Raw genomic sequence first — 25,617 nt, 5'->3', positions numbered from 1 at the left:
GCCGCGGCTTCGATCGTGAGCGCGGCCGTCGCCACGCCGGTCTCGTCCCTCGGGGCGGCGCTTCGCCGGGCGCTCCGATCGAGTGCCCGGCGAAGCCCGCCGGCCGTTGAGGGGCGGCTGTCCGCCGTGGGTGGTGCTTCCGGCTCGGCGGGGCTCCGCCGGTGGGTGGTCCTTCGCCGGGGGCGGTTGCCCGCCGGCGGCGGGGGTCACTTCTCGGTGACGCCCGCCGAGTCGAACGTCGCCACCTCGTGCATCGCCCGCGCCGCGCTCTGGACCAGCGGCAGGGCCAGCAGCGCGCCCGTGCCCTCGCCGAGGCGGAGGTCCAGGTCGACGAGCGGGCGCAGGCCGAGCTTGTTGAGCGCGGCCACGTGGCCCGGCTCCGCGCTGCGGTGGCCCGCGATGCAGGCCGCCAGCGCCTCGGGCGCGATGGCCCGGGCGACCAGTGCCGCCGCCCCCGCGCTGACGCCGTCGAGGATGACGGGCGTACGGAGCGAGGCGCCGCCCAGGATGAAGCCGACCATCGCGGCGTGCTCGAGACCGCCGATCGCCACGAGGACGCCGACCGGGTCGGCCGGGTCCGGCTTGTGCAGGTCCAGGGCGCGGCGGACGACGTCGACCTTGCGGGCGTGCATCTCGTCGTTGATGCCCGTGCCCCGGCCGGTGACCTCCGCCGGGTCCGCGTCCGTGTAGACGGAGATGAGCGCGGCGGACGCGGTGGTGTTCGCGATGCCCATCTCGCCGGTCAGGATCGCCTTGTTGCCGGCGGCGACCAGGTCGCGGGCCGTCTCGATGCCGACCTCGATCGCGGCGAGGACCTCTTCGCGGGTGAGGGCGGGGCCCGTGGTGAAGTCGGCCGTGCCGGCCCGCACCTTGCGGGGCAGCAGGCCCGGCGTGGCGGGCAGGTCGGCGGCGACGCCGACGTCGACCACGCAGACCTCCGCGCCGACCTGGTTGGCGAACGCGTTGCAGACCGCTCCCCCGCCGAGGAAGTTGGCCACCATCTGGCCGGTGACCTCCTGCGGCCAGGCCGTGACACCCTGGGCGTGCACCCCGTGGTCACCGGCGAAGATCGCGACGGCGGCCGGCTCGGGGATGGGCGGCGGGCAGGTGCGGGAGAGGCCGGACAGCTGGGCCGAGATGATCTCCAGCATGCCGAGCGCGCCCGCCGGCTTGGTCATGCGCTTCTGGCGCTCCCACGCCTCGCCGAGCGCCTTGGCGTCCAGCGGGCGGATGTTGGCGACCGTCTCCTGGAGCAGGTCGTGCGGCTCCTCGCCGGGCAGGGCGCGGCGGCCGTACGTCTCCTCGTGGACGACCCAGGACAGGGGGCGGCGCTTGGACCAGCCCGCCTGCATCAGCTCGGGCTCCTCGGGGAATTCGTCGACGTAGCCCACGCAGAGGTACGCGACGACCTCCAGGTGCTCGGGCAGGCCGAGGGCGCGGACCATCTCGCGCTCGTCGAAGAAGCTGACCCAGCCGACGCCGAGGCCTTCGGCGCGGGCGGCGAGCCAGAGGTTCTCGACGGCGAGCGCCGAGGAGTACGGGGCCATCTGCGGCTGCGTGTGCCGGCCCAGGGTGTGGCGGCCGCCCCGCGTGGGGTCGGCGGTCACGACGATGTTCACCGGGGTGTCGAGGATGGCCTCGATCTTCAGTTCCTTGAACTGCTTCGCCCGGCCCTTGGGCAGCGACTTCGCGTACGCCTCGCGCTGGCGCTGCGCCAGCTCGTGCATCGTGCGGCGCGTCTCGGCGGAGCGGATGACCACGAAGTCCCACGGCTGCGAGTGGCCGACGGAGGGCGCCGTGTGGGCCGCTTCCAGGACGCGGAGCAGCACGTCGTGCGGGATGGGGTCGCCGCGGAAGCCGTTGCGGATGTCGCGGCGCTCGCGCATGACGCGCAGGATCGCCTCGCGCTCGGCGTCGTCGTAGCCGGGGGCGGGTTCGGTCCACTCGGGCGCGGGCTCCTCGGCGGAGGCGGCGGCCTCGTCGGCGGAGGCGGCGGGCTGCTCGTCGGCGGCGGGCTCTTCCGGGGCCTCGGCGGCGGGTGCTTCCGGCGTGGGGGCGTCCGGCGCGGGGCCGTCCGTGGCCTGGGCCTCGGGGGCCTGCGCTTCGGGGGCCTGGGCCTCGGGGGCCTGCGCTTCGGGGGCGGGAGCCTCCGGGGCGGCCGGTGCCTCGGGTGCGGGGGCCTCGGCGGGCTGGGCGTCCGCGGGCTGCGCCTCGGGGGCCTGCGACTCCGGGGTCTGCGCCTCCAGGGTTTGCGCCTCGGGCGCAGCGTCCTGCGGGGCGGCGGGCGCGTCGGCGGGGGCGGCCTCGGGCTGCGCGGCCTCGGGCTGGGGCACCTCGGCCGGTACGGGCTCCGCCTGCGCGGCCTCGGGCCGCACGCCTTCCGGCTGTACGGGCTCGGCGGGGGCCGCCTCCGGCTGCACCGCCTCGGGCCGGTCCGGGGCCGGTGCGGCGGCGGGCTCCTCGGCGGGGGCCTGCTCGGGCCGGGCGGGGGCGGCCTGGACGGGTTCCGGCTGGGCCGGGGGCTCCGGGACCTCGACGGCCTCGGGGGCGACCTCGGCCACGGGCACGGCGACCGGCTCGGCCACCGCTTCGGCGACCGGCTCGGCGGCCGCCGCCGGGGCGGGGGCCTGGGTGTCGCCCTCGCGCGGGGCGGGCACCGTCACGACGGGCTCGGCCACGGCCTGGGGCGCGGGCTCCGGTTCGGCGGCCACGGGAGCAACCGGTGCCTCGGCCACGGGCGCGGCGACCTGCTCGGGCGTCACGGGCTGCACGGGCTCGCCGGTCGCGGCCGCCTGGGGCGCGACGGGCGTCGGGGCGAGGTGCGGCGTGGTCGGGACGGAGCCCTCCACGGGCACGAACCGGCCCATCGAGGCGTCCTGCGCGGGCAGGCCCTCCTGCGGCGGAACGACCGTTTCTGCTGGGGCGGGAACAGTGTTCTGCGGCTGCTGTGACTCGTGGGGCACGGGGACCTGGCCCCAGGGCTCGGCGCCCTGCGGTGGGATCTCGCCCAGTTGCTGGGCGGGCGCCACGGGCGCGAGCTCCTCGCGGGGCACGTCCAGGTATTCGGGGCCGGTGGCCGGCGGTCCGGGCACGGTCGCCGGCATCGGGTTCGGCGGCACCTGGGCCTGCGGAACGGCGGCCTGGGGAACACCGGCCTGCGGAACGGCACCCTGCGGAACGGCCGGCTGAACGCCGGGCTGCGGTACGCCGGGCTGCGCGACGGCCGCCGGAGGCACCGTCGCCGGGCCGCGGTCGGCCAGCGAGCGCACCACTCCGCCCGAGGAGTCGGGCAGCGGCGGGCCCATGTGCAGCGGGCGCCGCGGGGCCTGCGCCGACGGGGCCGCGGGCGGGATGCGGACGGCGCCGAGGTCGACGGAGCCGGAGTCCCGGCCGCCCGCCTCGTGGGCGCCGGTCTCGTGGTGGCCCGATTCGTGGAGCGCGGGCTCGAAGACGGGAGCCTGCCGCGGCTGCTCCTGGACGAGCGGTTCGTAGCCGGGCTGCGGCTCGGCCGGCGCGACGGGCACGGCCATCACCGGCTGGGCGGGGGCGACGGCTTCCGGGCCGACCGGTCCGGGCGCCGGCGCCTGGGCGTGGGGCATCGGGACGGCCACCGGCGGAGCGGGGGCCACGCCGGGCTGCGGCTCGGTCCAGGCGCCCTGGGAGCCCGGCATCAGCAGGAGGTCGTCGTCCTCGGCAGCGCTCTCGGAGGGGTCCAGGAAGGTGTACGCACCCGGAGCGGGCATGCCCGGCTGCTCCACCATGCCTGCGTTCTCCGGCTGTCCCTCGCCCGGGACCTGGCCGGTGTCAGTCATGCGTACCCCTCGCCCATCGGTTGTGCTCCTTCAGACTTCCGCCCGCCAACAAGAACGAGCGTGCGCGCCGCGCGGCACGAACGGCACACGGACACCCTGCATTCTCGCGGCCATCGGCCTCCGTGGCAGCGTCTTCGGCCACGGACGGCTGTGGACTGCGCCACGTCGCGCACCCCCCTGCGGCGTTCTCCCACATGGCACCCCCGAAGAAGGCGCTTTCTCCGGATGTTGACTGGAGGTCTCCCCCACTTCGTGGGGCAGAACCGCCGCATGCCCGGCTGCGGTGGAACGGTCGGCCAGCCTACCTGGCCTTGCGTAGCGAGGGGATCACGGGGCGGGTGCGGGGCGGCGTCCGGCCAGCAGGAAGACCACCGAGCGGTGGCGCTCCGACCAGGCGCCGGTGTCGAGTTCGACGGACTGGAGCAGGAGGCACTCGACGGTGTAGCCGCCGTCGGCGAGCGCCGCGCCGATGGCCTCGGCCTCGTCCCGTGTGCCGGCGTGCGCGACGATCCGCTCGGGGCGCCGGTCCGCGCACGCGGCGACCACGGGCGCTCCCCCGCCCCCGACCCGTACGACATCGGGTTCGGGCAACCGCTCCAGGACGTACGGGGCCTGTCCGGTGACCGCCTGGAGTTGGACGCCGTGGCGGCGGGCCGCGGCCTGGGCGGAGGCGCAGGCGGCGGGGTCGGCGTCGACGGCGATGACGGCCGCGCCGAAGCGGGCGGCCTCGACGGCGAAGGCGCCGGAGCCGCAGCCGATGTCCCAGACGAGGTCGCCGACACGGGGGCCGAGGCGGGCGAGCTGGGCGGCGCGCAGGCCGGTGTCGTCGCCGGTGCCGGGGCCGCGTTCGCCGCCGTACTCGCCGGCCGGGAGGGCCCAGCCGCGTACGGGGCCGGGGTCGGGGCCCATGAGCCAGCCGGCGCCGGGCCCCGCGGCCGTGGTGGTGGCGCCGCCGATGACGATGACGACGTTGGGGTCGCGCCAGGTGTGGTCGGCGACCTTGTCGGAGGTGAGGACGGTGACTTGTTCGCGCTCGGTGCCGAGGGCCTCGCAGATGACGAACGTGCGGTGGACGTCGTCGAGCATGAGGGCGAGTTCGGCGGGTCCGGCACCGGGCGAGGTGAGGACGGCGACCTTGGGGTGGGCGCGGCAGACGTTGACGGCGCGGCGGAGCGTACGGGTGTGGGCGACGACGATGCGGGCGTCGTCCCAGGGCATGCCGGCGCGGGCGAAGGCGGCGGCGACGGAGGAGACCGCGGGGACGACTTCGACCTCGAGGCCGTGCTGGGGGGCGCGCAGGGTGCGGACGACGCCGAAGAAGCCGGGGTCGCCGTCGGCGAGGACGACGGCGGTGCCGCGGTGGCCGGCGATGCGGCGGGCGGCGAGGTCGAGGCTGCCGAGGCGGATGCGTTCGGCGCCGGCGGGGACTTCCGGGAGCGCGAGGTGGTGGGCGGCTCCGGCCACCAGGGTGGCGGCCGAGAGGGCGGACCGCGCGGCGGCGGTGAGGGGTGAGCCGTCCCATCCGATCACCGTGACCCGGTCGGCCATCTTCGTCTGTCTCCTGGGGTCGGTGCAGGTCGGGGCAGGGTGAGGGTACCTGGAACGGGGGCCGGGGAGCAGCGGCGCGACCGGGGCGCGCCGGTCAGTTCCAGTCGCTGAAGGGGGCGTACGAGGGGTAGCCCGCGTCGGCGAGCTGGTCGGCGACGCCTTCGAGGTCCTCGGGGAGGAGGCTCCAGACGATGAGGTCCGTCCTGGTGTCGGTCCAGTCGCCGGTGTCGGTCTGGGTCCTGGCTATCCAGGCGTTGCGCAGGACGCCTTCGCTGATGCAGCCGATCTTCTGGGCCACCTGTTGGGAGGCGGTGTTGCCGGCGGCGGTGCGCAGTTCGAGGCGTTCGAAGCGCTGCTCGCGGAAGAGCCACTGGGCGACGGCGAGGACGGACTCGGTGGCGTAGCCCTCGCCGCGGGCCCAGGGTGCGGTGACGTAGGCGATCTCGGTGGAGCGGGCGCGCCAGTCGGTGTGGCGGAGGTGGACGGTGCCGACGAGCCGCTGTGTGAGGAACTCGGTGACGGCGAGGACGAGGCCGCGGCCGGTGGCGCGTTCCGCAGGAGCGATCCTGCGCGCCCAGTCCTCGGCGTGGGCGGTGGTGTAGGGGTGGGGCGCGGAGGTCCAGGCGACGACGAGTTCGTCGTTCATCATCTCGGTGTGCGCGGGGATGTCGGCGTCCTCGTAGGGGCGCAGCACCAACCGTTCCGTGCTGATGGAGATGTCCGGAAAGGTGGTCGTCATGTGCCGCTCCATGCCGAAGGCCGAGGACTGGTGGTGAAGCCGTGAACGGACAGCATGCAGCATGAACGGGCCGCCGTGCATGGCCGGGTGGGCCGGAACGTGACGGGCCCCGCACACCGGGTGTCGGGTGCGCGGGGCCCGTGGGTCCGGCGGGGGTGTTACGCGGCGGGGCCGAAGGCCGCGGCGACGGAGCCCTGGTAGGTGTCCTCGATGTACTTCTTCACCTCGGGGGAGTTGAGCAGCCCGGCGAGCTTCTTGACGCGCGGGTCGCTCTCGTTGCCCTTCTTGACGGCGAGGAAGTTGGCGTACGGGTTGCCTTCGGCCTTCTCCAGGGCGAGGGCGTCCTTGGCCGGGGCGAGCTTGGCCTCGATGGCGTAGTTGCCGTTGATGACGGCGGCGTCGACGTCGTTCAGCGCGCGGGGCACGGTGGCGGCCTCCAGCTCCTTGAACTCCAGGCCCTTCTTGTCGGTGATGTCGGAGAGCTTGGCGTCGGAGCCGACTCCCGCCTTGAGGGTGATGACGCCGTTGTCGGCGAGCAGCTTGAGCGCGCGGCCCTCGTTGGTGGTGTCGTTGGGGACGGCGACGGTCTGGCCGGGCTTGAGCTCCTTGAGGGACTTCAGCTTCTTGGAGTAGAGGCCGAGCGGCTCGAGGTGGACGTTGACGACCGGGACGATGGTGGTGCCGTTCTTCTTGTTGAAGTCGTCCAGGTACGGCTTGTGCTGGAAGTAGTTGGCGTCGACCTGGCCCTGCTGGGTGGCGGTGTTGGGCAGGACGTAGTCCGTGAACTCCTTGACCTCCAGCTTGAGGCCGGCCTTCTCGGCGAGGTTGTCCTTGACGTAGGTGAGGATGTCGGCGTGCGGCGTCGGGGACGCGGCGACGACGAGCGGCTTGGACGCGTCGGCGGGGCCGCTGCCGGCGGAGGCCGGGTCGGAGGCCGTGCCGCAGGCGGTGAGGCCGAGGGCGAGGGCGGTGATGCCGGCGAAGGCGGTGAGGGTCTTGATGTTGTTACGCACGAAAAGTGCCTCTTTCTGATGGTGCGGTGACGCCCGGACAAGGAGTGCGGGCTTCTTCGGACGCGGGCGGGGCCGCGCGAAGTCAGGAGGTGGTGCGGCCGCGGCGGGCGAGGAGCCTCACGACGCCGTCACCGATCAGCTGGACGACGGTGACGATCGCGATCAGGATCACGACCGTGACCAGCATGAAGTTGGTGTCGAAGCGCTGGTAGCCGTAGGTGATGGCCTTGGAGCCGAGTCCTTCGCCGCCGACCGCGCCGGCCATCGCGGAGTAGCCGATGAGGACGATGACGGTGGTGGTGACGGCGGAGACCAGGGAGGGCAGGGCCTGCGGCAGGAGCACCTTGCGGATGATGGTGGGGACGGAGCCGCCCATGGACTGGACGGCCTCGACCAGGCCGTGGTCGACCTCGCGGACGGCGGTCTCGACCAGGCGGGCGAAGAACGGGATCGCGCCGATGGCGAGGGGCACGATCATCGCGGTGGGGCCGATGAAGGTGCCGACGACGAGGGTCGTGAACGGGATGAGCGCGATCAGCAGGATGATGAACGGCAGCGAGCGGCCGATGTTCACGATCGCGCCGACGACCTTGTTGACGGCGGTGTTCTGAAGGAGTCCGCCCTTGTCGGTGAGGACGAGGAGGACACCGAGCGGGAGACCGCCGATGACGGAGACCACGGTGGCCCACAGCACCATGTAGAGGGTGTCGATGGTGCCCTGGGTGAGCAGGGGCTGCATCTCGGACCAGGTCACTGGGCACCTTCCTTGGCCAGGGCGGCGGTCACGATTCCGGTGGCGGTGGCCTGCGGCTCGACGATGTCGACCTGGAGGCCCTGCTCGCGCAGGAAGCCGACGGGGACGACGTTCTCCTCGTAGCGGCCGGGGAGTTCGATCCGCATCCGGCCGATCTGCTTGCCGCCGACGGTGTCCATGGCGGCGCCGAGGATCGAGATGTCGATGTTGTACGTGCGGGAGAGCTGGGAGATCACCGGCTGGGTCGCGGCCTCGCCGTGGAAGGTGACGTCGACGACCGTGCGGTCCGGGCCGGTGGCGTGGCCGCTGACCGGGAAGAGCTCGTGGGCGAGTTCGGAGCCGGGGGTGGCGAGCAGTTCGGCGACGGTGCCCGACTCGACGATCCGGCCCTTCTTCATCAGGGCGGCCGAGTCGCAGACGGTCTTGACGACGTCCATCTCGTGGGTGATGAGGAGGACGGTCAGGCCGAGCTGCCGGTTCAGGTCGCGCAGGAGCTGGAGGATGGAGCGGGTGGTCTCGGGGTCGAGGGCGCTGGTGGCCTCGTCGGAGAGGAGCACCTTGGGCTTGCCGGCGAGGGCGCGGGCGATGCCGACGCGCTGCTTCTGGCCGCCGGAGAGCTGGCCGGGGTAGGCCTTGGCCTTGTCGGCGAGGCCGACGAGGTCGAGGAGTTCCAGGGCGCGGCGGCCGCGCTCGGCGCCGCTGACGCCCAGGATCTCCAGGGGCAGTTCGACGTTGTCCTGGACGGTGCGCGAGGACAGCAGGTTGAAGTGCTGGAAGACCATGCCGATACGGCTGCGGGCCTGGCGCAGTTCCCGCCCGGCGCGGCGGCCGCGGCCGGCGAGCGCGGTGAGGTCGGTGCCGTCGACCGTCACGGTGCCGGAGGTGGGGCGCTCCAGGAGGTTGACGCAGCGGATGAGGGAGGACTTGCCGGCGCCGCTCTGGCCGAGGACGCCGAAGACCTCGCCTTCGCGGACGTGCAGGTCGACGCCGTCCAGAGCGGTGACCTGGCGGCCGCGCGACTCGTAGACCTTGGTCAGGCCCGTAGTGGTGATCACAGGGTTTTCCGTCACTGTCGAGTGCACGGCGAGGTGTCCGCCGGGCACGGGGCATTCGTCATTCCGACGCGCGGCACGGCTGCCGGTGGGAGGCGTGTGCGCGGGGCGGGCGCGGTCCGGCGGTTTCGTACACACGGACGCGGCCGACTGCTCGCTGTCGGTCTCGCTTCGGGGCGCGAGGCTCGTTCAGGGGCCCTCTAGAAGGCGCACATTCGACACGTACAACGAGCACCGGGCGTCGTCATCGCCTCGGTCGCAAGGGTGCGGCTGCTCGTCGTGGTCATGGCTGTCAGTAAAGCAGAAGGCATCGTCCGGCGATCACGACTGTCCGCATATCGGACACGCATACGAGACCATGCGGACCGTCCGGCCGGAGCCGGGAGGGCTCGCGCGAGCTGCCCTTTCCCGCTCTGGCCTGCGCGGACGGGCCCCCCGGCGCGGCGGCGGGATCGCACGTCCGGGGCGCGTACGCTGCGCGCTCTGTGGTCAAGACCACGTGCTGTCCGGGGCCGGGCGCGGCGGGGGTTTTGGCCCGTAATAGTCTCGGCCCATGCTTGACGCCCTGACGGTCGCGGTGTCCGTGGCCGCCCTCGCCCTCGCCGCCTGGTGCGGTTTCGCCGCCTACCGGGACCAGCCGACCAAGGACTGGCACTTCATCGGCATGGCCGTGGTGGCCGTGCTGGCGCTCGCCCAGCTCGTGGTGGGTGTGGTGCAGCTGGTGCGGGGCGAGAAGGCCGAGGAGGGCACGGCGATCTTCGTGGCGTACTTGCTGGGGGCGTTCTTCGCGGTGCCGGCGGCCGGGTTCATGTCGCTGCTGGAGCGGACCCGCTGGGGTTCGGCGACCGCGGCGGCCGGCGCGGTCGTGCTGGCGGTGCTGGAGGTGCGCCTCTACGACATCTGGTGGAAGGGCTGAGCCGCGTGACCGGGAATCGGCTGGTGAAGGGGCCGGGCATCCTGCTGGTCTGGCTGTACGGCGTGATGTCGGTCGGCGCGGTGTCGCGGTCGGTCTACCAGATCGCGACCGAGTTCGACCGGGCGCCGCTGCCGTACTCGCTCTCGGCGGTCGCCGCCGTCGTCTACGTCTTCATCACCTACACGCTGGTGCGCGGCGGTGAGACCGCCCGCAGGGCGGCGCTGCTGTGCTGCGCCGCCGAGCTGGTCGGCGTGGTGGCCGTGGGCGCGTGGTCGGTGATCGAGCCGACGGCCTTCCCGGACACCACGGTGTGGTCGAAGTTCGGGTACGGCTACGTGTTCATCCCGGTGCTGCTGCCGGTGACCGGCATCCTCTGGCTGCGGGGCGCCCGTGACCGGGCGGCGCAGGGCGCCGCGGCCGCGTAGCGGACTGCGCCCGGGCGCCCTGCGTCCGGGCGGAGCGGCGCCCGGAGTGCCGGCGCGTCAGGCGGCCTTCTCCAGGGTGATGAGCGTGAGCCGGGGTCCCACCTGCCGGGTGGCGACGGCCTCGTAGCCCTTCTTGCGGTAGAGGGACAGGTTGCGCTCGCTGCGGTGGCCCGTGAAGAGCTGGAAGCGCTTGGCGTGGGGTGCCCCGCCGTCGGCGAAGTGCTGCTCGATGGCGTCGAGGAGCCGGCCGCCCAGGCCGTGGCGGCGCATCCGTGGGTGGACGATCAGCTTGGCGATGTGCGCCGTGCCGGTGGCGTCGACCTCGCCGCGGACGGAGGCGACGACTTCGCCGCCGAGGCGGGCGACGAGGGCGTGGCCCCGGTCGAGTTCGGCCCTCAGGTCGTCGAGCGTCTGGGTGAGGGGCTCGATGGAGTAGTCGCCGTAGAGCTCGGCCTCGCTCTGATAGCAGAGGTACTGCAGCTTGAGGATCTGTTCGGCATCCTGTGCGCTTGCCGCTGAGATGGTCACGCTCATGCCCATGTGTGCATGCCTCCGGCTCACCTGATACGCCCTGTCGGTCTACCGCACCTTTCCCTGATGTTCAGGCGCGGCAACCTCTGCCGCGAGCATTCTGCGCAGGCATCCCAGGCAGCGGGAACGCATCGGCCCCAAACTGCCCTGTGAGATACCCAACTTCCCTGCGATTTCGCGGTAGGTGGGGTCGTTCGGCGACAGCATCGCAGTCAGCAACCGACGACATCGTGCGGGTGACCGCCGGACGGCGGCGCGCAGGGCGCGGTGGCGCTCGGCGGCGAGGGCGGCGCGCTCCGGGCCGGCTTCGGGGCCGTCCTCGGGGCCGGGCTCGGTGGCGGGCTCCTCGTAGTAGGGCAGCTCGCGTACGGCGGTGCGGCGGGCGCGGCGCGCCTCGGCGCGGACGGCGCGGCGCAGCCAGTCGGCGGGGCGTTCGGGGACGCCGGGGCCGTCGAGGCGTTCCAGCAGGCGGAGCCAGACGGCCTGCTGGAGGTCGCCCGGTTCGACGCCGGCCGCGGCGGCTTCCGCGGCGGACTCGGCGGCGAGGAGGGGACTCAGGACGGTGAGGAGTTCGGGGAGGGCGTGCGGGCGCCCGGCTTCTCCACGGGGTGTCATGCCCGGCACGACATCGCGCGGGGCGGGGGCGGTTGCCGCCCGCGCGGCGAATCGCCCGTCCGGGCGGGTGCGGGGGCACGCGGGTGACGGCTCCCCGCGTGCCCCTCACGGCGGCGGGATTTCCCCACCCCGCCCCTTCCCGAATCGGGGGCTCCGCCCCCGAACCCCCGCTCCTCGGACGCCGGAGGGACTGGATTCAGCCCTTTGCTCGCGGCAGCTCGCGGAAGTCCGCCGCCGCGAGCAGGCCCGTGTCCGGCTGGTCGGTGAAGATGCCGTCGATGCCCGTCGCGAAGTACGCGGCGTACGCGCCGAAGACGTCGCCGTACGCGGCCGGGTCGGTGCCGCGCCGGAAATCGGCCGGCAGGAAGCTGTTCTCGTTGCGCAGCGTGTAGGGGTGGAGGACCAGGCCGCGTGCGTGCGCGTCGCGGACCAGGGTGGTGGGCTCGCCCAGCCTGCCGTCGGGGCCCTTCGGTATGACCAGGTCCAGGAGCGGGCCGATCCCCTGGGCGTACGAGGCGATCCAGTCCAGGCCCTCGGGGGTGATCAGATCCTTGACGGTGCGCGGGTCGCCCGCCTCGACGAAGTCCCAGGGCCGGTCGTCGGGCGTCCACAGCAGCACGACGCGCGGGGTGGCGACGAGCTTCGCCATGCGCTCCATGCTGCTCGGCTCGAACGACTGGAGGAACGTCGGCGAGTCGGCGCCGTGCCGGCCGTACCGGCGCAGCAGCTTGGCGAGGCGCTCCTCCAGGCCGAGGCCCAGCTTGCGGAAGTAGGTGGGGTGCTTGGTCTCGACGTGCAGCCAGACCGGGTGGCCGCGGCGGCGGCCCTCCTTCTCGGCCCAGCGCAGGACCTCCTCGAAGGTGGGAACGGCCCAGCGGCCGTCGTAGACGGTGTTCTCCTGGCGGACGCCCGGGATGCGCTCCTTGGCGCGCAGGGTCTTCAGCTCGGCGAGCGTGAAGTCCTCGGTGAACCAGCCGGTGAGCGACGTGCCGTCGACGGTCTTCGTCGTCCTGCGGGAGGCGAACTCGGGGTGGTCGGCGACGTCGGTGGTGCCGGTGATGTCGTTCTCGTGCCGGCACACCAGGTGCCCGTCCTTGGTGGGGACGAGGTCCTGTTCGATGACGTGGGCGCCCATGTCGAGGGCGAGTTGGTAGGAGCCGAGGGTGTGCTCGGGCCGGTAGCCGCTGGCGCCGCGGTGCGCGATGACCGTCGGCACGGGCAGCTGCCGGTGGGCGGGGCCGCGGCCCGCCGCCCCCGCGGGGGCACCCTTGCCGGCGGCTGCCGCCGTACCGGCCGTGGCGCCGCCGGCCGAGAGCGCCGCGGTGCCGAGCACCGCCGCTCCGAGGACGGTCCGCCGGCCCGGACTCCTGCGCGCACCCTGTGTCATGAAGGCTCCTTACGATGAGCGTGTCTTCGACGTTCGGTCTGTTGAGCGCGGCCGATGGTAGGCATCTACGCCTTCTGTACGGGAGACCTTGGACGAACGCGTGGAAAACATGGGTCAACACTGCGTATCGACTCGGTGAACCCGATGTGCGGTGGGACGTGACCCGCGAGTATCGTCCTCACCTGCACAGAACCACGACTCCGGAGGACTCGTTGTCCCGCTTCGCGCTCATCAAGGCAGTGCTCGGCCCGGTCATGCGGCTGATGTTCCGGCCACAGGTGGAAGGCGCCGAGAACATTCCCGGGTCCGGGCCGGTCATCCTGGCGGGTAACCACCTGACGTTCATCGATTCGATGATTCTGCCGCTGGTCGTGGACCGGCAGGTGTTCTTCATCGGCAAGGACGAGTACGTCACGGGCAAGGGCTTCAAGGGCCGGCTGATGGCGTGGTTCTTCACGGGCGTCGGCATGATCCCGGTGGACCGGGACGGCGCCGGCGGCGCCGTGGCCGCGCTGCACACCGGGCGCCGGGTGCTGGAGGAGGGCCGGATCTTCGGGATCTACCCGGAGGGCACCCGCTCCCCCGACGGCCGCCTCTACCGGGGCCGTACGGGCATCGCGCGGCTGACGCTGATGACGGGCGCGCCGGTGGTGCCGTTCGCGCTGATCGGCACGGACAAGCTGCAGCCGGGCGGTGCGGGGCTGCCCCGGCCGGGCCGGGTGACGGTCCGGTTCGGCGAGCCGATGGAGTTCTCCCGCTACGAGGGCATGGACCGCGACCGGTACGTGCTGCGCGCGGTGACGGACTCCGTCATGGCGGAGGTCATGCGGCTGTCCGGGCAGGAGTACGTGGACATGTACGCCACGAAGGCGAAGGCCGCCTGACGCTCTGTCGGGCAGCATGACGAAGGGGCCGCACCCGTGGTGGGTGCGGCCCCTTCGTCGTCGGTCGTCACGGTGCGTCAGGTTTTGCTCGGCGCCCGCCTTCGGCGTCGGTCGGCCCCGGTGCGTCAGGGGTGTTCGGCGCCGTCCTCCAGCTTCTGGCCCCGCAGCAGGAACCAGGCCGCGACGGCGGTCGCCAGCAGGACGGCCGCGCCGACGGCGGCGGCGATGTGCAGGCCGTCCACGAAGGCCTGCTGGGCCGCGGAGACCAGCGCCCCGGCGGAACGTTCCGGCAGGGCCGCGGCCGCCTCGACCGCGCCGCCCAGCGACTCGTGCGCGGCGGCGGCCGGGCCGGCGGGGACGCCCTGCGGGGTGACGAAGTCCCGGTAGACACCGGTCACGATGGAACCCAGCACGGCGATGCCGAGCGCCGCGCCCAGCTCGTACGCGGTCTCCGACACGGCGGAGGCGGCGCCGGCCTGCTCCTTGGGCACGCTGGACAGGATGACGTCGGCGGTCACCGTGAAGGCGAGGCCCGCGCCGACGCCGACCACGAGCAGCGAGGCGCCCAGGAGCGGGTAGCCGGTGGTGCGGTCGAGGACGGTCAGCGTGGCCAGCGCCAGGCCGACCGCGGCGAGGCCGCCGGACACGACGGACCGTACGGAGAAGCGCCGCGCGGCGACACCCGCCACCAGACCGGCGCCGACGGCACCGAGCGCGGCCGGCAGCTCCGCGAGGCCGGCCTCCAGCGGGCTGCGCCCCTGGACCAGCTGGAGGAACTGGGACAGGAAGAAGATCAGCCCGGCCAGTCCGAGGATGGTCAGCAGGTCGGCGAGGACCGCGGCGGAGAAGCCCCGGTGCTGGAACAGCCGCATGTCGAGGAGCGGCGAGGCCAGCGTGAGCTGGCGGCGTACGAACCAGGCCAGCGCGGCGGCGCCGACGGCCGCGGCGACGGCGGCGTCGAGGTGAACGCCGTGGGCGGCGGCCTCCTTGACGGCGTAGACGACGCCGATCATGCCGACGAGGGAGGCGGCGACGCTGGGCAGGTCCCACGGGCCGGGCGCCGGGTTCTTCGACTCGGGGATGAACTTGGCGCCGACCAGGACGAGGACGGCCATGACGGGCAGGTTGATGAGGAAGACCGAGCCCCACCAGAAGTGCTCCAGCAGGAATCCGCCCACGACCGGGCCGACGGCGGCGCCGGCCGAGGCCATGGCGCCCCAGATGCCGATGGCGAGGCTGCGCTCGCGCGGGTCGTGGAAGAGGTTGCGGATGAGGGCCAGGGTGGACGGCATGAGGGTGGCGCCCGCGACGCCCAGCAGCGCGCGTGAGACGATCATCATCTCGGGGCTGTTGGCGTACGCGTTGAGGACGGACAGGGCGCCGAAGGCCGTCGCGCCGGTCAGGAGCAGCCGCTTGCGTCCGATGCGGTCGCCGAGGCTGCCCATGGAGACGAGCAGTCCGGCGATGACGAACGAGTAGACGTCGCCGATCCACAGGAGCTGGGTGCCGGACGGCTTCAGGTCCTCGCTGAGGAACGGCGTGGCGAGGCCGAGCACGGTGGCGTCGACCGCGACCAGCAGCACGGCGAGGACGAGCACCGCGAGCGCGAGCCAGCGGCCCGGGCGGTGGACGGTCTGCGTGTCCTTGGTGAGCTGTGCGGTACCGGTCACTTCTCCACGCTCCTGCGTGCTCCGCCGAGCAACAGCTCGACGATCATGTACTGGAAGTCCTTGGCGGCGACCCGCCCGTCCTGGACGGCCCAGGCGCAGGTGCCGACCAGCCCGTAGAGGGCCTCGGTCAGCCAGGCGGGTGTGAGGTCGATCCGGAACTCGCCGCGCTCCTGTCCGCGCCGGAAGAGCGCGGAGACGCGGGCGTCGAGGCGGGCCCAGCCCTCGTTGACCTGGTCGCCCTCGAAGAGCTGGTTCTCGGTGACGAGGAACGAGAGCAGTCCGGCGACCGGCTCGACCCCGGCGATCAGCCGCCGCAGGGCCTCCTCGGCGCTGCCGTCGTCGAGCCGGGCGGCGTCGATGGCCGCCTCGAACTCCTGGATGCCCAGCTCCTCCAACGCCCTGACCAGCGCGTCCCGCCCGGCGAAGTGCCGGTGCAGGGTGGCGCGGCCGATGCCCGCGGCACGGGCGACCTCGTCCATGGTCGCGGTCGACTTGCGGGACAGAAGGGCGGCGGCGGTGCGGAGCACCTGCTCACGGTCAACACTCATGAGACAACCATAACCCACGTGAGACATGAATGTCTCATATGAAAAATGATCGACTCCCAGAGGGTCGGAGAGGAGCATGCGGGGGATGACGGACAAGCCACTGCTGCTGATCGACGTCGACGGGCCGCTGAATCCGTACGAGGCGCTGTCGCACAGCCGCCCGCCGGAGGGTTACCACAAGCATCGGATGCGGCCGTCCGGGTGGCACGACGCCCAGCCGCTACCGGTGCTGCTCAACCCGGCCCACGGCCGGGAGCTGCGCGCCCTCGCCGACGCGTACGAGCTGGTGTGGGCGACCACGTGGAAGGGTGAGGCCAACGAGTGGATAGGGCCGCGGCTCGGGTTGCCCGAGCTGCCGTACATCGACTGGCCCCGGATGCACGGAAAGGCCCCTCGCGGGACCTTCTGGAAGACGCAGTACGTGCTGGAGTACGCGGCCGGGCGGCCGTTCGCCTGGGTGGACGACGACCTCACCGCGTACGACCGGGACTTCGTCGACCGGAATCATCTCGCCGCCGCCCTCCTCGTGCGCGTCGATCCACGGATCGGGCTGATCCGGGTGGACTTCGACGCGCTCGCGGACTGGGCGGCGGCGCTGTAGACGGGGTGGGCGCTACTTCTTCTTGGCGTCCGCCCAGGCGTGCTGGATGACCAGGTCCGCCTTGACCTCGGCCAGCTGGGTGGTCACGGCCGACGGGGCCGTGCCGCCGCGGCCGTTGCGGGACGCGAGGGCGCCGGGGACGTTCAGGACCGTGCGGACCTCGGGCGTCAGGTGCTCGGAGATCTTGGCGAACTGCTCGTCCGTGAGGTCGTCCAGCTCCTTGCCCTCGGCCTCGGCGACCTTCACGCACTCGCCGGCGACCTCGTGCGCCACCCGGAACGGCACGCCCTGCTTGACCAGCCACTCGGCGATGTCGGTGGCGAGGGAGAAGCCCGCCGGGGCCAGCTCCTCCATGCGCTCCCGGTTGACGGTGAGCGTGGCCATCATGCCGGTGAACGCGGGGAGCAGGACCTCCAGCTGGTCGCAGGAGTCGAAGACCGGCTCCTTGTCCTCCTGGAGGTCGCGGTTGTAGGCGAGGGGCAGGGCCTTGAGGGTGGCCAGCAGGCCCGTGAGGTTGCCGATGAGGCGCCCGGACTTGCCGCGCGCCAGCTCGGCGATGTCCGGGTTCTTCTTCTGCGGCATGATCGACGAGCCGGTGGAGAAGGCGTCGTGCAGGGTCACGAAGGAGAACTCCTTCGTGTTCCAGATGATGATCTCCTCGGCGATCCGCGAGAGGTTCACGCCGATCATCGCCGTGATGAACGCGAACTCGGCGACGAAGTCGCGGGACGCCGTGCCGTCGATGGAGTTGCCCGCGCTGCCGTTCTCGAAGCCGAGGTCCTTCGCGACCGCCTCCGGGTCGAGCCCGAGGGACGACCCGGCCAGGGCGCCCGAGCCGTACGGCGACACCGCGGTCCGCTTGTCCCACTGGCGCAGCCGCTCGGCGTCCCGGGAGAGCGCCTGGACGTGGGCCAGCACGTGGTGGGCGAAGAGCACGGGCTGGGCGTGCTGGAGGTGCGTACGGCCCGGCATGGCGACGTCGGGGTGCGCCTCGGCGAGGCCGACCAGCGCGTCCTGGAGGTCGGCGATCAGCCCGCCGATGATCCGGGCGTGGTCGCGCAGGTACATCCGGAACAGCGTGGCGACCTGGTCGTTGCGGGACCGGCCGGCCCGCAGTTTGCCGCCGAGGTCCGGGCCGAGCCGCTCCAGCAGACCCCGCTCCAGGGCGGTGTGGACGTCCTCGTCGGCGATGGTGCCCACGAAGTCGCCCGAGGCCACGTCGGCCTCCAGCCGGTCGAGACCGGCGAGCATGCGCGTCAGCTCGTCCTCCGTGAGCAGCCCGGCCTTGTGCAGCACGCGCGCGTGGGCGCGGGAGCCGGCGATGTCGTAGGGCGCGAGCCGCCAGTCGAAGTGGACGGACGCGGACAGTTTCGCCAGCGCCTCGGCGGGGCCGTCGGCGAACCGGCCGCCCCAGAGCCGGACGTCACCGTTGTTGCTGCTCACTGCGAAGCTCCTCGGGAGGGATGGGTGGTGCGGATGCGCGCCCGCCTCCCTGCCGTCGGGCAGCGGGAGGCGGGTGCGTTGTGGAACGACGCCGGCTCAGGCCAGGTCACGCCGGGCGGCGATCTTCGCCGAGAGGCCGAAGATGTCGATGAAGCCCTGCGCCTTGGACTGGTCGAACGTGTCGCCCGTGTCGTACGTGGCGAGGTTGAAGTCGTACAGCGACTGCTCGGACCGCCGGCCCGTGACGACGGCCCGGCCGCCGTGCAGGGTCATCCGGATGTCGCCGGTGACGTGCTGGTTGGCCTCGTCGACGAAGCCGTCCAGGGCCCGCTTGAGCGGGGAGAACCACAGGCCGTCGTAGACCAGCTCGCCCCAGCGCTGCTCGACCTGCCGCTTGTACCGGGCCAGCTCGCGCTCGACGGTGACGTTCTCCAGCTCCTGGTGGGCGGTGATCAGGGCGATCGCGCCGGGTGCCTCGTACACCTCGCGGGACTTGATGCCGACGAGCCGGTCCTCGACCATGTCGATCCGGCCGACGCCCTGGGCGCCCGCCCGCTCGTTGAGCTCCTGGATCGCCTGGAGGACCGTGACCGGCCTGCCGTCGACGGCGACCGGGACGCCCTCCTTGAAGGAGATGACGACCTCGTCGGCCGCCCGCTGCACGGCCGGGTCGGCGGTGTATTCGTAGATGTCCTCGATCGGACCGTTCCAGATGTCCTCCAGGAAGCCGGTCTCGATGGCCCGGCCGAAGACGTTCTGGTCGATGGAGTACGGGGACTTCTTGGTGGTGGCGATGGGCAGCTCGGCCTTCTCGGCGAAGGCGATGGCCTTGTCCCGGGTCATCGCGTAGTCCCGGACGGGCGCGATGCACTTCAGGTGGGGGCCGAGGGCGGCGATGCCGGCCTCGAAGCGGACCTGGTCGTTGCCCTTGCCGGTACAGCCGTGGGCGACGACCGAGGCGCCGTGCTTCTCGGCCGCGGCGACGAGGTGCTTGACGATCGCGGGCCGCGAGAGCGCCGAGACCAGCGGATAGCGATCCATGTAGAGGGCGTTGGCCTTGATCGCCGGGAGGCAGTACTCCTCGGCGAACTCGTTCCTGGCGTCCGCGACCTCGGCCTCGACCGCACCACAGGCGAGCGCGCGCTTGCGGATGACGTCCAGGTCCTCGCCGCCCTGGCCGACGTCCACGGCGACGGCGACGACCTCGGCGCCCGTCTCCTCGGCGATCCAGCCGATGGCGACGGAGGTGTCCAGTCCGCCCGAGTAGGCGAGTACGACGCGCTCGGTCACGGGTCTCTCCTCAGTGGTGCATCCAGCGATGGGTATAACTATGCAGACCTCCGTATGTTTTGTCAATGAGCCGGGGGTCGGCCGGCCCGAAGATCACCGGGGGTGATAATCCACCCATGGGAAAGCACTATGCAGCGATAGAGGGCCGCATACGGGCGTTCATCGAGGAACAGCCCGTCTTCTTCACCGCGACCGCCCCGCTGGCGGGCGACGGACACGTCAACCTCTCCCCCAAGGGCCGCAAGGGCACGCTCGTCGTGATCGACGAGCAGACGCTCGCGTACCTGGACTTCGGCGGCAGCGGCGCCGAGACGATCGCCCACCTCCGGGAGGAGGGCAACGGGCGGATCACGCTGATGTGGTGCGCCTTCGCGGGCCCGCCGAAGGTGCTGCGCGTGCACGGCACCGGTGAGGCGGTCTTCCGCGACGACCCCCGGTGGGACGAGTACATCGGACTCTTCGCGGACGCCGACGGGCCCGCGGCCCGTGCGATCGTCCTCGTACGGGCCCGCAGGATCAGCGACGCCTGCGGCTTCGCCGTGCCGTACATGGACTACCGCGAGGAACGCACGCAGCACGCCGAATACTTCGCGCGCAAGTCGGACGAGGAGTTCGCGGCGTACTGCGAGAAGAAGGTGGGCCGGAGCCTGGACGGGCTGCCGGCCCTTCCGCTGCCGCTGCCGCCCCGGACGGACGTGTCCGAGGCGCACTGACGGACCGGCCCGCCTACGGTCGGGGCATGGTCGTGTCCGCGAAGTCCCGTCTCGCCCTCGCCGCCGCCCTGCTCCTCCTGCCCGCCCTGGGCCACGCGCCCGCCCGGGCCGGAACCCCGCAGCCGCCCGACCGCCTGGCCCGCGGCGTCACCGGTACGCAGCTGGTCACCGCCGAGGCCCCGCACGCCGGGGCCACCTCCGGGACGGTGAGCTGGTGGGAGCGGCGCGCGGGCGGCGGCTGGGAGCGCGTCGGGACGGCACCCGCCCGGTTCGGGGCGGGCGGTCTGGTGGCGGGTGACGCGCGCCGGCAGGGCACGTCGACCACACCCGCGGGGGTGTACGCCCTGCCGTTCGCGTTCGGCATCGAGGCCGCCCCGCCGGGCACCTCCTACCCGTACCGGCGGGTGACGCGCTCGTCGTGGTGGTGCCAGGACAACGCGTCGCGCTCGTACAACCGCTGGGTGGAGCCGCTGGCGGCGGACTGCCGGGCGGCGGAGGCCGAACACCTGATCACGTACGGCGCCCGGTACGCGCACGGACTGGTGATCGCCTACAACTACGACCGGCCCGTCCGGGGCCGGGGCGCCGGCATCTTCCTGCACGTGACCGGAGACGGCCCGACGGCCGGGTGCGTGTCCGTGCCCAAGGACGCGATGGCGCGGATCCTGGCGTGGGTGCGCGCGGAGGAGCGCCCGCACATCGCGATCGGATGGGCGGGCGCCTGAGCTCCGAGTCGGGCCGTACGGCCGGCCGCTAGCGCTCCTTCTGCGCCAGGCGCAGGAGGTGGTCCGCCAGGGCCTGGCCGCCGGTCGGGTCGCGGGAGATGAGCAGCAGGGTGTCGTCGCCCGCGATGGTGCCGAGGATGGCGTGCAGTTCGGCCTGGTCGATCGCCGAGGCGAGGAACTGGGCGGCCCCCGGCGGGGTACGCAGCACCACCAGGTTGGCGGACGCCTCGGCCGAGATCAGCAGCTCGCCGGAGAGGCGCCGCATGCGCTCCTCCTTGGCGGACTCGCCGAGCGGGGCCTGCGGGGTGCGGAAGCCGCCCTCGCTCGGTACCGCGTAGATGAGCTCCCCGCCGGTGTTGCGGATCTTCACCGCGCCCAGCTCGTCGAGATCGCGGGAGAGCGTCGCCTGCGTGACGCTCAGCCCGTCGTCCGCGAGGAGCTTGGCCAGCTGGCTCTGGGAACGCACGGGCTGCCGGTTGAGGATGTCCACGATCCTGCGGTGGCGTGCCGTGCGGGTCTGCGGTACGGAGGGTCCGCCGTGACCGTTGTCCTGCGCCTCGCTCATTGTTGTGTCATTCTCCGGATCGTGTCTCCCCGTTGGCCTTGTCGAGGACGCCGGGCAGGGCCCGGAGGAAGGCGTCCACCTCGTCGTCGCCGATGATCAGCGGTGGCATGAGCCGTACGACGTCGGGGGCGGGCGCGTTCACCAGGAGGCCGGTGTCCTGAGCCGCCTGCTGCACCTGGGGCGCGAGGGGCTCGGTGAGCACGATACCCAGCAGGAGGCCCGCGCCGCGGACGTGGGAGACCAGCGGGTGGTCCAGCGCCTCGATTCCGTCCCGCAGTTTCTCGCCCGTCCGCTTGACGTTGTCGAGCGCGCCGTCCGCGGCGAGCGTGTCGAGCACGGCGAGTCCCGCCGCGCACGCGACCGGGTTGCCGCCGAAGGTGGTGCCGTGGTGGCCGGGCTGCAGGAGGTCGGCCGCCGGGCCGAAGGCGACGGTCGCGCCGAGGGGGAGGCCGCCCCCGAGGCCCTTGGCGAGGGTGACGACGTCGGGCTCGACGCCGTGCGCCTGGTGCTCGAACCAGTGGCCGCAGCGGCCGATGCCCGTCTGGACCTCGTCGAGGACGAGGAGGGTGCCGGTGGCGCGGGTGATCTCCCGGGCCGCTTCGAGGTAGCCGGCGGGCGGGACGACCACGCCGTTCTCGCCCTGGATCGGCTCGATGACGACGAGGGCCGTGTCGGTGGTGACGGCCGCCCGGAGGGCTTCCGCGTCGCCGTACGGCACGTGCGTGACGTCTCCGGGCAGCGGGAGGAACGGCCCCTGCTTGGAGGGCTGGCCGGTGAGCGCCAGGGCGCCCATGGTCCGGCCGTGGAAGCCGCCGGTGGTGGCGACCATGTGGCGGCGGCCCGTGAGCCGACCGATCTTGAAGGCGGCTTCGTTGGCCTCGGCGCCGGAGTTGCAGAAGAAGACCCGGCCGGGGCGTCCGAAGAGCTGGAGGAGCCGTTCGGCGAGGGCGACGGGCGGCTGGGCGACGAACAGGTTGGAGACGTGGGAGAGGGAGGCGACCTGGTCGGAGACCGCCTTCACGATCGCCGGGTGGGCGTGGCCGAGGGCGTTGACGGCGATGCCGCCGACGAAGTCGAGGTACTCGGTGCCCTCGGCGTCCCAGACGCGGCTGCCGGCGCCGCGGACGAGCGGCAGCCGGGGGGTGCCGTAGTTGTCCGTCATGGCGCTCTGCCAGCGCCGGGTGAGTTCCTGGTTGCTCACGGGGTGACCTCTTCCTGGTCCGGCACGACCATGGTGCCGATGCCCTCGTCGGTGAAGATCTCCAGAAGGATCGAGTGCTGGACCCGGCCGTCGATGACGCGGGCGGTGCGGACGCCGTTGCGTACGGCGTGCAGGCAGCCCTCCATCTTGGGGACCATGCCGCTGGAGAGTTCCGGCAGGAGCTTTTCGAGTTCGGTGGCGGTGAGGCGGCTGATGACCTCGTCACTGTTCGGCCAGTCCTCGTAGAGGCCCTCGACGTCGGTGAGGACCATCAGGGTCTCGGCGCCCAGCGCCGCAGCGAGTGCCGCAGCCGCCGTATCAGCATTGACGTTGTAGACATGTCCGTCGTCCTGGGAGCGGGCGATCGACGACACGACGGGGATCCGGCCGTCGGCGAGCAGCGCCTCGATGGCGCCGGTGTCGATGGCCGTGATCTCGCCGACCCGGCCGATGTCGACCAGTTCACCGTCGATACGCGGCTGGTGCCTGGTGGCGGTGATGGTGTGGGCGTCCTCGCCGGTGATGCCGACGGCGAGCGGGCCGTGCTGGTTGAGCAGCCCGACCAGCTCGCGCTGGACCTGCCCGGCGAGGACCATCCGTACGACGTCCATCGCCTCGGGGGTGGTCACGCGCAGGCCCGCCTTGAACTCGCTGACCAGGCCGTGCCGGTCGAGCGCGGCGCTGATCTGGGGGCCGCCGCCGTGGACGACGACGGGCCGCAGGCCGGCGTGCCGGAGGAAGACGACGTCCTGCGCGAAGGCGGCCTTCAGCTCCTCGTCGACCATGGCGTTGCCGCCGAACTTGATGACGACCGTCCTGCCGTGGTGACGGGTGAGCCAGGGCAGGGCCTCGATGAGGATCTGCGCCTTCGGGAGCGCGGTGTGCTTGCGGGTGCTCATGAGCTGTAGGCGCTGTTCTCGTGGACGTAGTCGGCGGTCAGGTCGTTGGTCCAGATCACGGCGGACGCGTTGCCGGCGGCGAGGTCCGCGGTGATCTTCACCTCGCGGTACCGCATGTCGACGAGGTCGCGGTCCTCGCCGACGGAGCCGTTCTTGCAGACCCAGACGTCGTTGATGGCGACGTTGAGCCGGTCCGGCTCGAAGGCGGCCGACGTGGTGCCGATGGCGGACAGGACCCGGCCCCAATTGGGGTCCTCGCCGTGGATGGCGCACTTGAGGAGGTTGTTGCGGGCGATGGACCGGCCGACCTCGACCGCGTCCTCCTCCGTCTCGGCGTTGACCACCTCGACACGGATGTCCTTCGACGCGCCCTCGGCGTCGCCGATGAGCTGCCGGCCGAGGTTGTCACAGACCTGCCGCACGGCGTCGGCGAAGTCGTCGTACTCGGGGCTGACCCCGGAGGCGCCGGAGGCCAGGAGCAGCACGGTGTCGTTGGTCGACATGCAGCCGTCGGAGTCGACCCGGTCGAACGTGACGCGGGTGGCGGCCCGCAGGGCCTTGTCCAGCTCGGGGGTGTCGACGTCGGCGTCCGTGGTGAGGACGACCAGCATCGTGGCGAGGCCCGGGGCGAGCATGCCCGCGCCCTTGGCCATGCCGCCGACGGTCCAGCCGTTCTTGGTGACGACGGCGGTCTTGTGGACGGTGTCGGTGGTCTTGATGGCGATGGCGGCCTTCTCGCCGCCGTGCTCGGACAGCTCGACGGCCGCCTTCTCGACACCGGGCAGGAGCTTGTCCATGGGCAGCAGGACGCCGATGAGGCCGGTCGACGCGACGGCGACCTCGCCGGCGCCGATGTTCAGCACCTCGGCGACCTTCTCGGCCGTGGCATGGGTGTCCTGGAAGCCCTGCGGGCCGGTGCAGGCGTTGGCGCCGCCGGAGTTGAGGACGACGGCGGTCAGCTCGCCGGTCTTGAGGACCTGCTCCGACCACAGGACGGGCGCGGCCTTGACGCGGTTGGAGGTGAAGACGCCCGCGGCGGCGCGGCGGGGCCCCTGGTTGACCACGAGGGCCAGGTCGGGGTTGCCGTTCTGCTTGATCCCGGCGGCGATGCCCGCCGCGGTGAATCCCTTGGCTGCCGTGACGCTCACTGTGCTTCTCCGTTCGCTTCTCCGCCCGCGCAGCGCACCTGTGCGGCCATCGTCGTCGTGTGCAACCCGGCGGCTGCGCGTGCGTCGCTCACGGTGCGACTCCGATCATGGAAAGTCCGGTGTCCTCGGGGAGCCCGAGGGCGATGTTCATGCTCTGCACCGCGCCGCCCGCGGTGCCCTTGGTCAGGTTGTCGATGGCGCTGATGGCGATGATGCGGCCCGCCGTGGCGTCGTACGCGACCTGCACCTGAACGGCGTTGGAACCGTACACGGACGCCGTGGCGGGCCACTGGCCCTCCGGCAGCAGGTGGACGAACGGCTCGTCGGCGTAGGCCTTCTCGTAGGCCGCGCGCACGTCCTCGGCGGTGGTCCCGGGCTTCGCCTTGGCGGTGCACGTGGCGAGGATGCCGCGGGACATGGGGGCGAGGGTGGGCGTGAAGGAGACCGTGACCGGCTCGCCGGCGGCCGCGCCGAGGTTCTGCGCCATCTCGGGGGTGTGCCGGTGGAGGCCGCCGACCCCGTACGGCGACATCGAGCCCATGACCTCGGAGCCGAGGAGGTGCGGCTTGGCGGCCTTGCCCGCGCCGGAGGTGCCGGAGGCCGCGACGATCACCGCCTCGGGCTCGGCGAGCCCGGCGCCGTACGCGGGGAACAGCGCGAGGGACACGGCCGTCGGGTAACAACCGGGCACCGCGACGCGCTTGGACCCCTCCAGCGCGGCGCGGGCACCCGGCAGCTCGGGAAGCCCGTAGGGCCACGTCCCGGCGTGCGGGGAGCCGTAGAACTTCTCCCAGGCGGCGGCGTCGCGGAGCCGGAAGTCGGCCCCCATGTCGATGACCAGGACGTCGTCGCCGAGCTGCTCGGCGACGGCCGCGGACTGGCCGTGCGGCAGCGCGAGGAACACGACGTCGTGCCCGGCGAGCACGCCCGGCTCGGTCGGCTCCAGCACCCGCCCGGCGAGCGGGAGCAGGTGCGGCTGCAGCGCACCGAGCCGCTGGCCCGCGTTGGAGTTGCCGGTCAGGGCACCGATCTCCACCCCGGGGTGGGCGAGCAGCAGGCGGAGCACCTCTCCGCCCGCGTATCCGCTCGCTCCTGCCACTGCCACGCGTACCGTCATCGGACCCTCCAATCGATGGCA

The 25,617-nt window shown here is 72.7% G+C and carries 24 protein-coding genes; 6 read left to right on the top strand and 18 right to left on the bottom strand.

Going from position 1 to position 25,617, the window contains the following annotated elements:
- Window positions 1-206 precede the first annotated feature (206 nt).
- The 6 genes from cobT to ABEB09_RS27670 all read right to left on the bottom strand — a co-directional run bounded on the left by cobT (window position 207) and on the right by ABEB09_RS27670 (window position 8,921).
- Window positions 207-3,812: a nicotinate-nucleotide--dimethylbenzimidazole phosphoribosyltransferase gene (cobT, locus tag ABEB09_RS27695; protein WP_345692637.1), complete on the bottom strand. Its 3,606-nt coding sequence runs from the start codon at window positions 3,810-3,812 to the stop codon at window positions 207-209.
- A 327-nt stretch (window positions 3,813-4,139) separates the two neighbouring features.
- Complete coding sequence (cbiE, locus tag ABEB09_RS27690; RefSeq protein WP_345692636.1) at window positions 4,140-5,360, bottom strand: precorrin-6y C5,15-methyltransferase (decarboxylating) subunit CbiE; 1,221 nt, start codon at window positions 5,358-5,360, stop codon at window positions 4,140-4,142.
- Between the two features lie 94 nt (window positions 5,361-5,454).
- Window positions 5,455-6,111, bottom strand: coding sequence for a GNAT family N-acetyltransferase (locus ABEB09_RS27685; RefSeq protein ID WP_345694114.1), 657 nt, complete (start codon window positions 6,109-6,111; stop codon window positions 5,455-5,457).
- A 146-nt stretch (window positions 6,112-6,257) separates the two neighbouring features.
- Window positions 6,258-7,112, bottom strand: coding sequence for a MetQ/NlpA family ABC transporter substrate-binding protein (locus ABEB09_RS27680; protein WP_345692635.1), 855 nt, complete (start codon window positions 7,110-7,112; stop codon window positions 6,258-6,260).
- Window positions 7,113-7,194: 82 nt separating this feature from the next.
- Complete coding sequence (locus tag ABEB09_RS27675) at window positions 7,195-7,866, bottom strand: methionine ABC transporter permease (RefSeq protein WP_345692634.1); 672 nt, start codon at window positions 7,864-7,866, stop codon at window positions 7,195-7,197.
- The gene (locus tag ABEB09_RS27670) at window positions 7,863-8,921 is read right to left on the bottom strand and encodes a methionine ABC transporter ATP-binding protein (RefSeq protein WP_345692633.1); all 1,059 of its coding nucleotides are present in this window, start codon (window positions 8,919-8,921) and stop codon (window positions 7,863-7,865) included. The genes ABEB09_RS27675 and ABEB09_RS27670 overlap by 4 nt, the downstream gene beginning before the upstream one ends.
- Before the next feature lie 550 nt (window positions 8,922-9,471).
- Here ABEB09_RS27670 and ABEB09_RS27665 point away from each other — a divergent pair.
- Both ABEB09_RS27665 and ABEB09_RS27660 read left to right on the top strand, forming a co-directional pair.
- On the top strand, window positions 9,472-9,834 hold the full coding sequence (locus ABEB09_RS27665) for a hypothetical protein (RefSeq protein ID WP_345692632.1): 363 nt from the start codon (window positions 9,472-9,474) through the stop codon (window positions 9,832-9,834).
- 65 nt (window positions 9,835-9,899) lie between these two features.
- The gene (locus ABEB09_RS27660) at window positions 9,900-10,259 is read left to right on the top strand and encodes a hypothetical protein (protein ID WP_345694113.1); all 360 of its coding nucleotides are present in this window, start codon (window positions 9,900-9,902) and stop codon (window positions 10,257-10,259) included.
- A gap of 57 nt (window positions 10,260-10,316) precedes the next feature.
- On the opposite strand, the gene ABEB09_RS27655 is transcribed toward ABEB09_RS27660, so the two are convergent.
- The 3 genes from ABEB09_RS27655 to ABEB09_RS27645 all read right to left on the bottom strand — a co-directional run bounded on the left by ABEB09_RS27655 (window position 10,317) and on the right by ABEB09_RS27645 (window position 12,792).
- The gene (locus ABEB09_RS27655) at window positions 10,317-10,799 is read right to left on the bottom strand and encodes a GNAT family N-acetyltransferase (RefSeq protein ID WP_380840235.1); all 483 of its coding nucleotides are present in this window, start codon (window positions 10,797-10,799) and stop codon (window positions 10,317-10,319) included.
- A 39-nt stretch (window positions 10,800-10,838) separates the two neighbouring features.
- The gene (locus ABEB09_RS27650) at window positions 10,839-11,405 is read right to left on the bottom strand and encodes a sigma-70 family RNA polymerase sigma factor (protein WP_345692630.1); all 567 of its coding nucleotides are present in this window, start codon (window positions 11,403-11,405) and stop codon (window positions 10,839-10,841) included.
- Between the two features lie 196 nt (window positions 11,406-11,601).
- Window positions 11,602-12,792, bottom strand: coding sequence for a glycerophosphodiester phosphodiesterase (locus ABEB09_RS27645; protein WP_345692629.1), 1,191 nt, complete (start codon window positions 12,790-12,792; stop codon window positions 11,602-11,604).
- A 254-nt stretch (window positions 12,793-13,046) separates the two neighbouring features.
- Between ABEB09_RS27645 and ABEB09_RS27640 the strand changes: the two genes are divergently transcribed.
- Entirely contained in the window at window positions 13,047-13,676 is a 630-nt protein-coding gene (locus tag ABEB09_RS27640) for a lysophospholipid acyltransferase family protein (RefSeq protein ID WP_345694112.1), read from the top strand.
- Window positions 13,677-13,801: 125 nt separating this feature from the next.
- Here the strand turns inward: ABEB09_RS27640 and ABEB09_RS27635 are convergent, their stop codons facing one another.
- Together ABEB09_RS27635 and ABEB09_RS27630 are read right to left on the bottom strand one after the other, a co-directional pair.
- On the bottom strand, window positions 13,802-15,346 hold the full coding sequence (locus ABEB09_RS27635; RefSeq protein WP_345692628.1) for an MFS transporter: 1,545 nt from the start codon (window positions 15,344-15,346) through the stop codon (window positions 13,802-13,804).
- Window positions 15,343-15,894 carry a TetR/AcrR family transcriptional regulator gene (locus tag ABEB09_RS27630; RefSeq protein WP_345692627.1) on the bottom strand — a complete coding sequence of 184 codons (552 nt, stop codon included), beginning with the start codon at window positions 15,892-15,894 and terminating at the stop codon, window positions 15,343-15,345. The genes ABEB09_RS27635 and ABEB09_RS27630 overlap by 4 nt, the downstream gene beginning before the upstream one ends.
- Window positions 15,895-15,970: 76 nt before the next feature.
- Here ABEB09_RS27630 and ABEB09_RS27625 point away from each other — a divergent pair, with 76 nt between their 5' ends.
- Window positions 15,971-16,495, top strand: coding sequence for an HAD domain-containing protein (locus tag ABEB09_RS27625; protein WP_380840232.1), 525 nt, complete (start codon window positions 15,971-15,973; stop codon window positions 16,493-16,495).
- 12 nt (window positions 16,496-16,507) lie between these two features.
- Here the strand turns inward: ABEB09_RS27625 and argH are convergent, their stop codons facing one another.
- Window positions 16,508-17,938 (bottom strand): argininosuccinate lyase, encoded by a 1,431-nt coding sequence (gene argH / locus ABEB09_RS27620; protein ID WP_345692625.1) that lies wholly within the window; start codon window positions 17,936-17,938, stop codon window positions 16,508-16,510.
- A gap of 96 nt (window positions 17,939-18,034) precedes the next feature.
- On the bottom strand, window positions 18,035-19,228 hold the full coding sequence (locus tag ABEB09_RS27615) for an argininosuccinate synthase (RefSeq protein ID WP_345692624.1): 1,194 nt from the start codon (window positions 19,226-19,228) through the stop codon (window positions 18,035-18,037).
- Between the two features lie 116 nt (window positions 19,229-19,344).
- On the opposite strand from ABEB09_RS27615, the gene ABEB09_RS27610 reads away from it, so the two are divergent.
- Both ABEB09_RS27610 and ABEB09_RS27605 read left to right on the top strand, forming a co-directional pair.
- Entirely contained in the window at window positions 19,345-19,941 is a 597-nt protein-coding gene (locus ABEB09_RS27610) for a pyridoxamine 5'-phosphate oxidase family protein (protein WP_345692623.1), read from the top strand.
- A gap of 26 nt (window positions 19,942-19,967) precedes the next feature.
- Window positions 19,968-20,666, top strand: a complete 699-nt coding sequence (locus ABEB09_RS27605; RefSeq protein ID WP_345692622.1) for a L,D-transpeptidase family protein — start codon at window positions 19,968-19,970, stop codon at window positions 20,664-20,666.
- Between the two features lie 28 nt (window positions 20,667-20,694).
- Here the strand turns inward: ABEB09_RS27605 and ABEB09_RS27600 are convergent, their stop codons facing one another.
- The 5 genes from ABEB09_RS27600 to argC all read right to left on the bottom strand — a co-directional run bounded on the left by ABEB09_RS27600 (window position 20,695) and on the right by argC (window position 25,596).
- Window positions 20,695-21,231 carry an arginine repressor gene (locus ABEB09_RS27600; protein WP_345692621.1) on the bottom strand — a complete coding sequence of 179 codons (537 nt, stop codon included), beginning with the start codon at window positions 21,229-21,231 and terminating at the stop codon, window positions 20,695-20,697.
- 7 nt (window positions 21,232-21,238) lie between these two features.
- The gene (locus ABEB09_RS27595; RefSeq protein ID WP_345692620.1) at window positions 21,239-22,432 is read right to left on the bottom strand and encodes an acetylornithine transaminase; all 1,194 of its coding nucleotides are present in this window, start codon (window positions 22,430-22,432) and stop codon (window positions 21,239-21,241) included.
- Window positions 22,429-23,331 carry an acetylglutamate kinase gene (argB, locus tag ABEB09_RS27590; protein WP_345692619.1) on the bottom strand — a complete coding sequence of 301 codons (903 nt, stop codon included), beginning with the start codon at window positions 23,329-23,331 and terminating at the stop codon, window positions 22,429-22,431. The genes ABEB09_RS27595 and argB overlap by 4 nt, the downstream gene beginning before the upstream one ends.
- Window positions 23,328-24,479, bottom strand: coding sequence for a bifunctional glutamate N-acetyltransferase/amino-acid acetyltransferase ArgJ (argJ, locus tag ABEB09_RS27585; protein ID WP_345692618.1), 1,152 nt, complete (start codon window positions 24,477-24,479; stop codon window positions 23,328-23,330). The genes argB and argJ overlap by 4 nt, the downstream gene beginning before the upstream one ends.
- An 88-nt stretch (window positions 24,480-24,567) precedes the next feature.
- A complete protein-coding gene (gene argC, locus ABEB09_RS27580) occupies window positions 24,568-25,596 on the bottom strand; it encodes an N-acetyl-gamma-glutamyl-phosphate reductase (protein WP_345692617.1) in 1,029 nt (342 codons plus the stop codon).
- Window positions 25,597-25,617: the final 21 nt, after the last annotated feature.

The organism is Streptomyces coeruleoprunus (assembly GCF_039542925.1).
Classification (GTDB): domain Bacteria; phylum Actinomycetota; class Actinomycetes; order Streptomycetales; family Streptomycetaceae; genus Streptomyces; species Streptomyces coeruleoprunus.
The sequence above is the reverse complement of the archived record's forward strand: the minus strand, read 5'-3'. Positions and strand labels throughout refer to the sequence as shown.

What these genes read in the sequence shown, in the direction of transcription:
- argB (WP_345692619.1), bottom strand. Translation starts at nt 23,331, where the DNA reads ATGAGCACCCGCAAGCACACCGCGCTCCCGAAGGCGCAGATCCTCATC.
- ABEB09_RS27640 (WP_345694112.1), top strand. Translation starts at nt 13,047, where the DNA reads ATGCGGCTGATGTTCCGGCCACAGGTGGAAGGCGCCGAGAACATTCCC.
- ABEB09_RS27650 (WP_345692630.1), bottom strand. Translation starts at nt 11,405, where the DNA reads ATGACACCCCGTGGAGAAGCCGGGCGCCCGCACGCCCTCCCCGAACTC.
- ABEB09_RS27630 (WP_345692627.1), bottom strand. Translation starts at nt 15,894, where the DNA reads ATGAGTGTTGACCGTGAGCAGGTGCTCCGCACCGCCGCCGCCCTTCTG.
- ABEB09_RS27605 (WP_345692622.1), top strand. Translation starts at nt 19,968, where the DNA reads ATGGTCGTGTCCGCGAAGTCCCGTCTCGCCCTCGCCGCCGCCCTGCTC.
- ABEB09_RS27655 (WP_380840235.1), bottom strand. Translation starts at nt 10,799, where the DNA reads ATGGGCATGAGCGTGACCATCTCAGCGGCAAGCGCACAGGATGCCGAA.
- ABEB09_RS27610 (WP_345692623.1), top strand. Translation starts at nt 19,345, where the DNA reads ATGGGAAAGCACTATGCAGCGATAGAGGGCCGCATACGGGCGTTCATC.
- ABEB09_RS27665 (WP_345692632.1), top strand. Translation starts at nt 9,472, where the DNA reads ATGCTTGACGCCCTGACGGTCGCGGTGTCCGTGGCCGCCCTCGCCCTC.
- ABEB09_RS27645 (WP_345692629.1), bottom strand. Translation starts at nt 12,792, where the DNA reads ATGACACAGGGTGCGCGCAGGAGTCCGGGCCGGCGGACCGTCCTCGGA.
- cobT (WP_345692637.1), bottom strand. Translation starts at nt 3,812, where the DNA reads ATGACTGACACCGGCCAGGTCCCGGGCGAGGGACAGCCGGAGAACGCA.
- ABEB09_RS27625 (WP_380840232.1), top strand. Translation starts at nt 15,971, where the DNA reads ATGCGGGGGATGACGGACAAGCCACTGCTGCTGATCGACGTCGACGGG.
- ABEB09_RS27660 (WP_345694113.1), top strand. Translation starts at nt 9,900, where the DNA reads ATGTCGGTCGGCGCGGTGTCGCGGTCGGTCTACCAGATCGCGACCGAG.
- ABEB09_RS27600 (WP_345692621.1), bottom strand. Translation starts at nt 21,231, where the DNA reads ATGAGCGAGGCGCAGGACAACGGTCACGGCGGACCCTCCGTACCGCAG.
- cbiE (WP_345692636.1), bottom strand. Translation starts at nt 5,360, where the DNA reads ATGGCCGACCGGGTCACGGTGATCGGATGGGACGGCTCACCCCTCACC.
- ABEB09_RS27685 (WP_345694114.1), bottom strand. Translation starts at nt 6,111, where the DNA reads ATGGAGCGGCACATGACGACCACCTTTCCGGACATCTCCATCAGCACG.
- argC (WP_345692617.1), bottom strand. Translation starts at nt 25,596, where the DNA reads ATGACGGTACGCGTGGCAGTGGCAGGAGCGAGCGGATACGCGGGCGGA.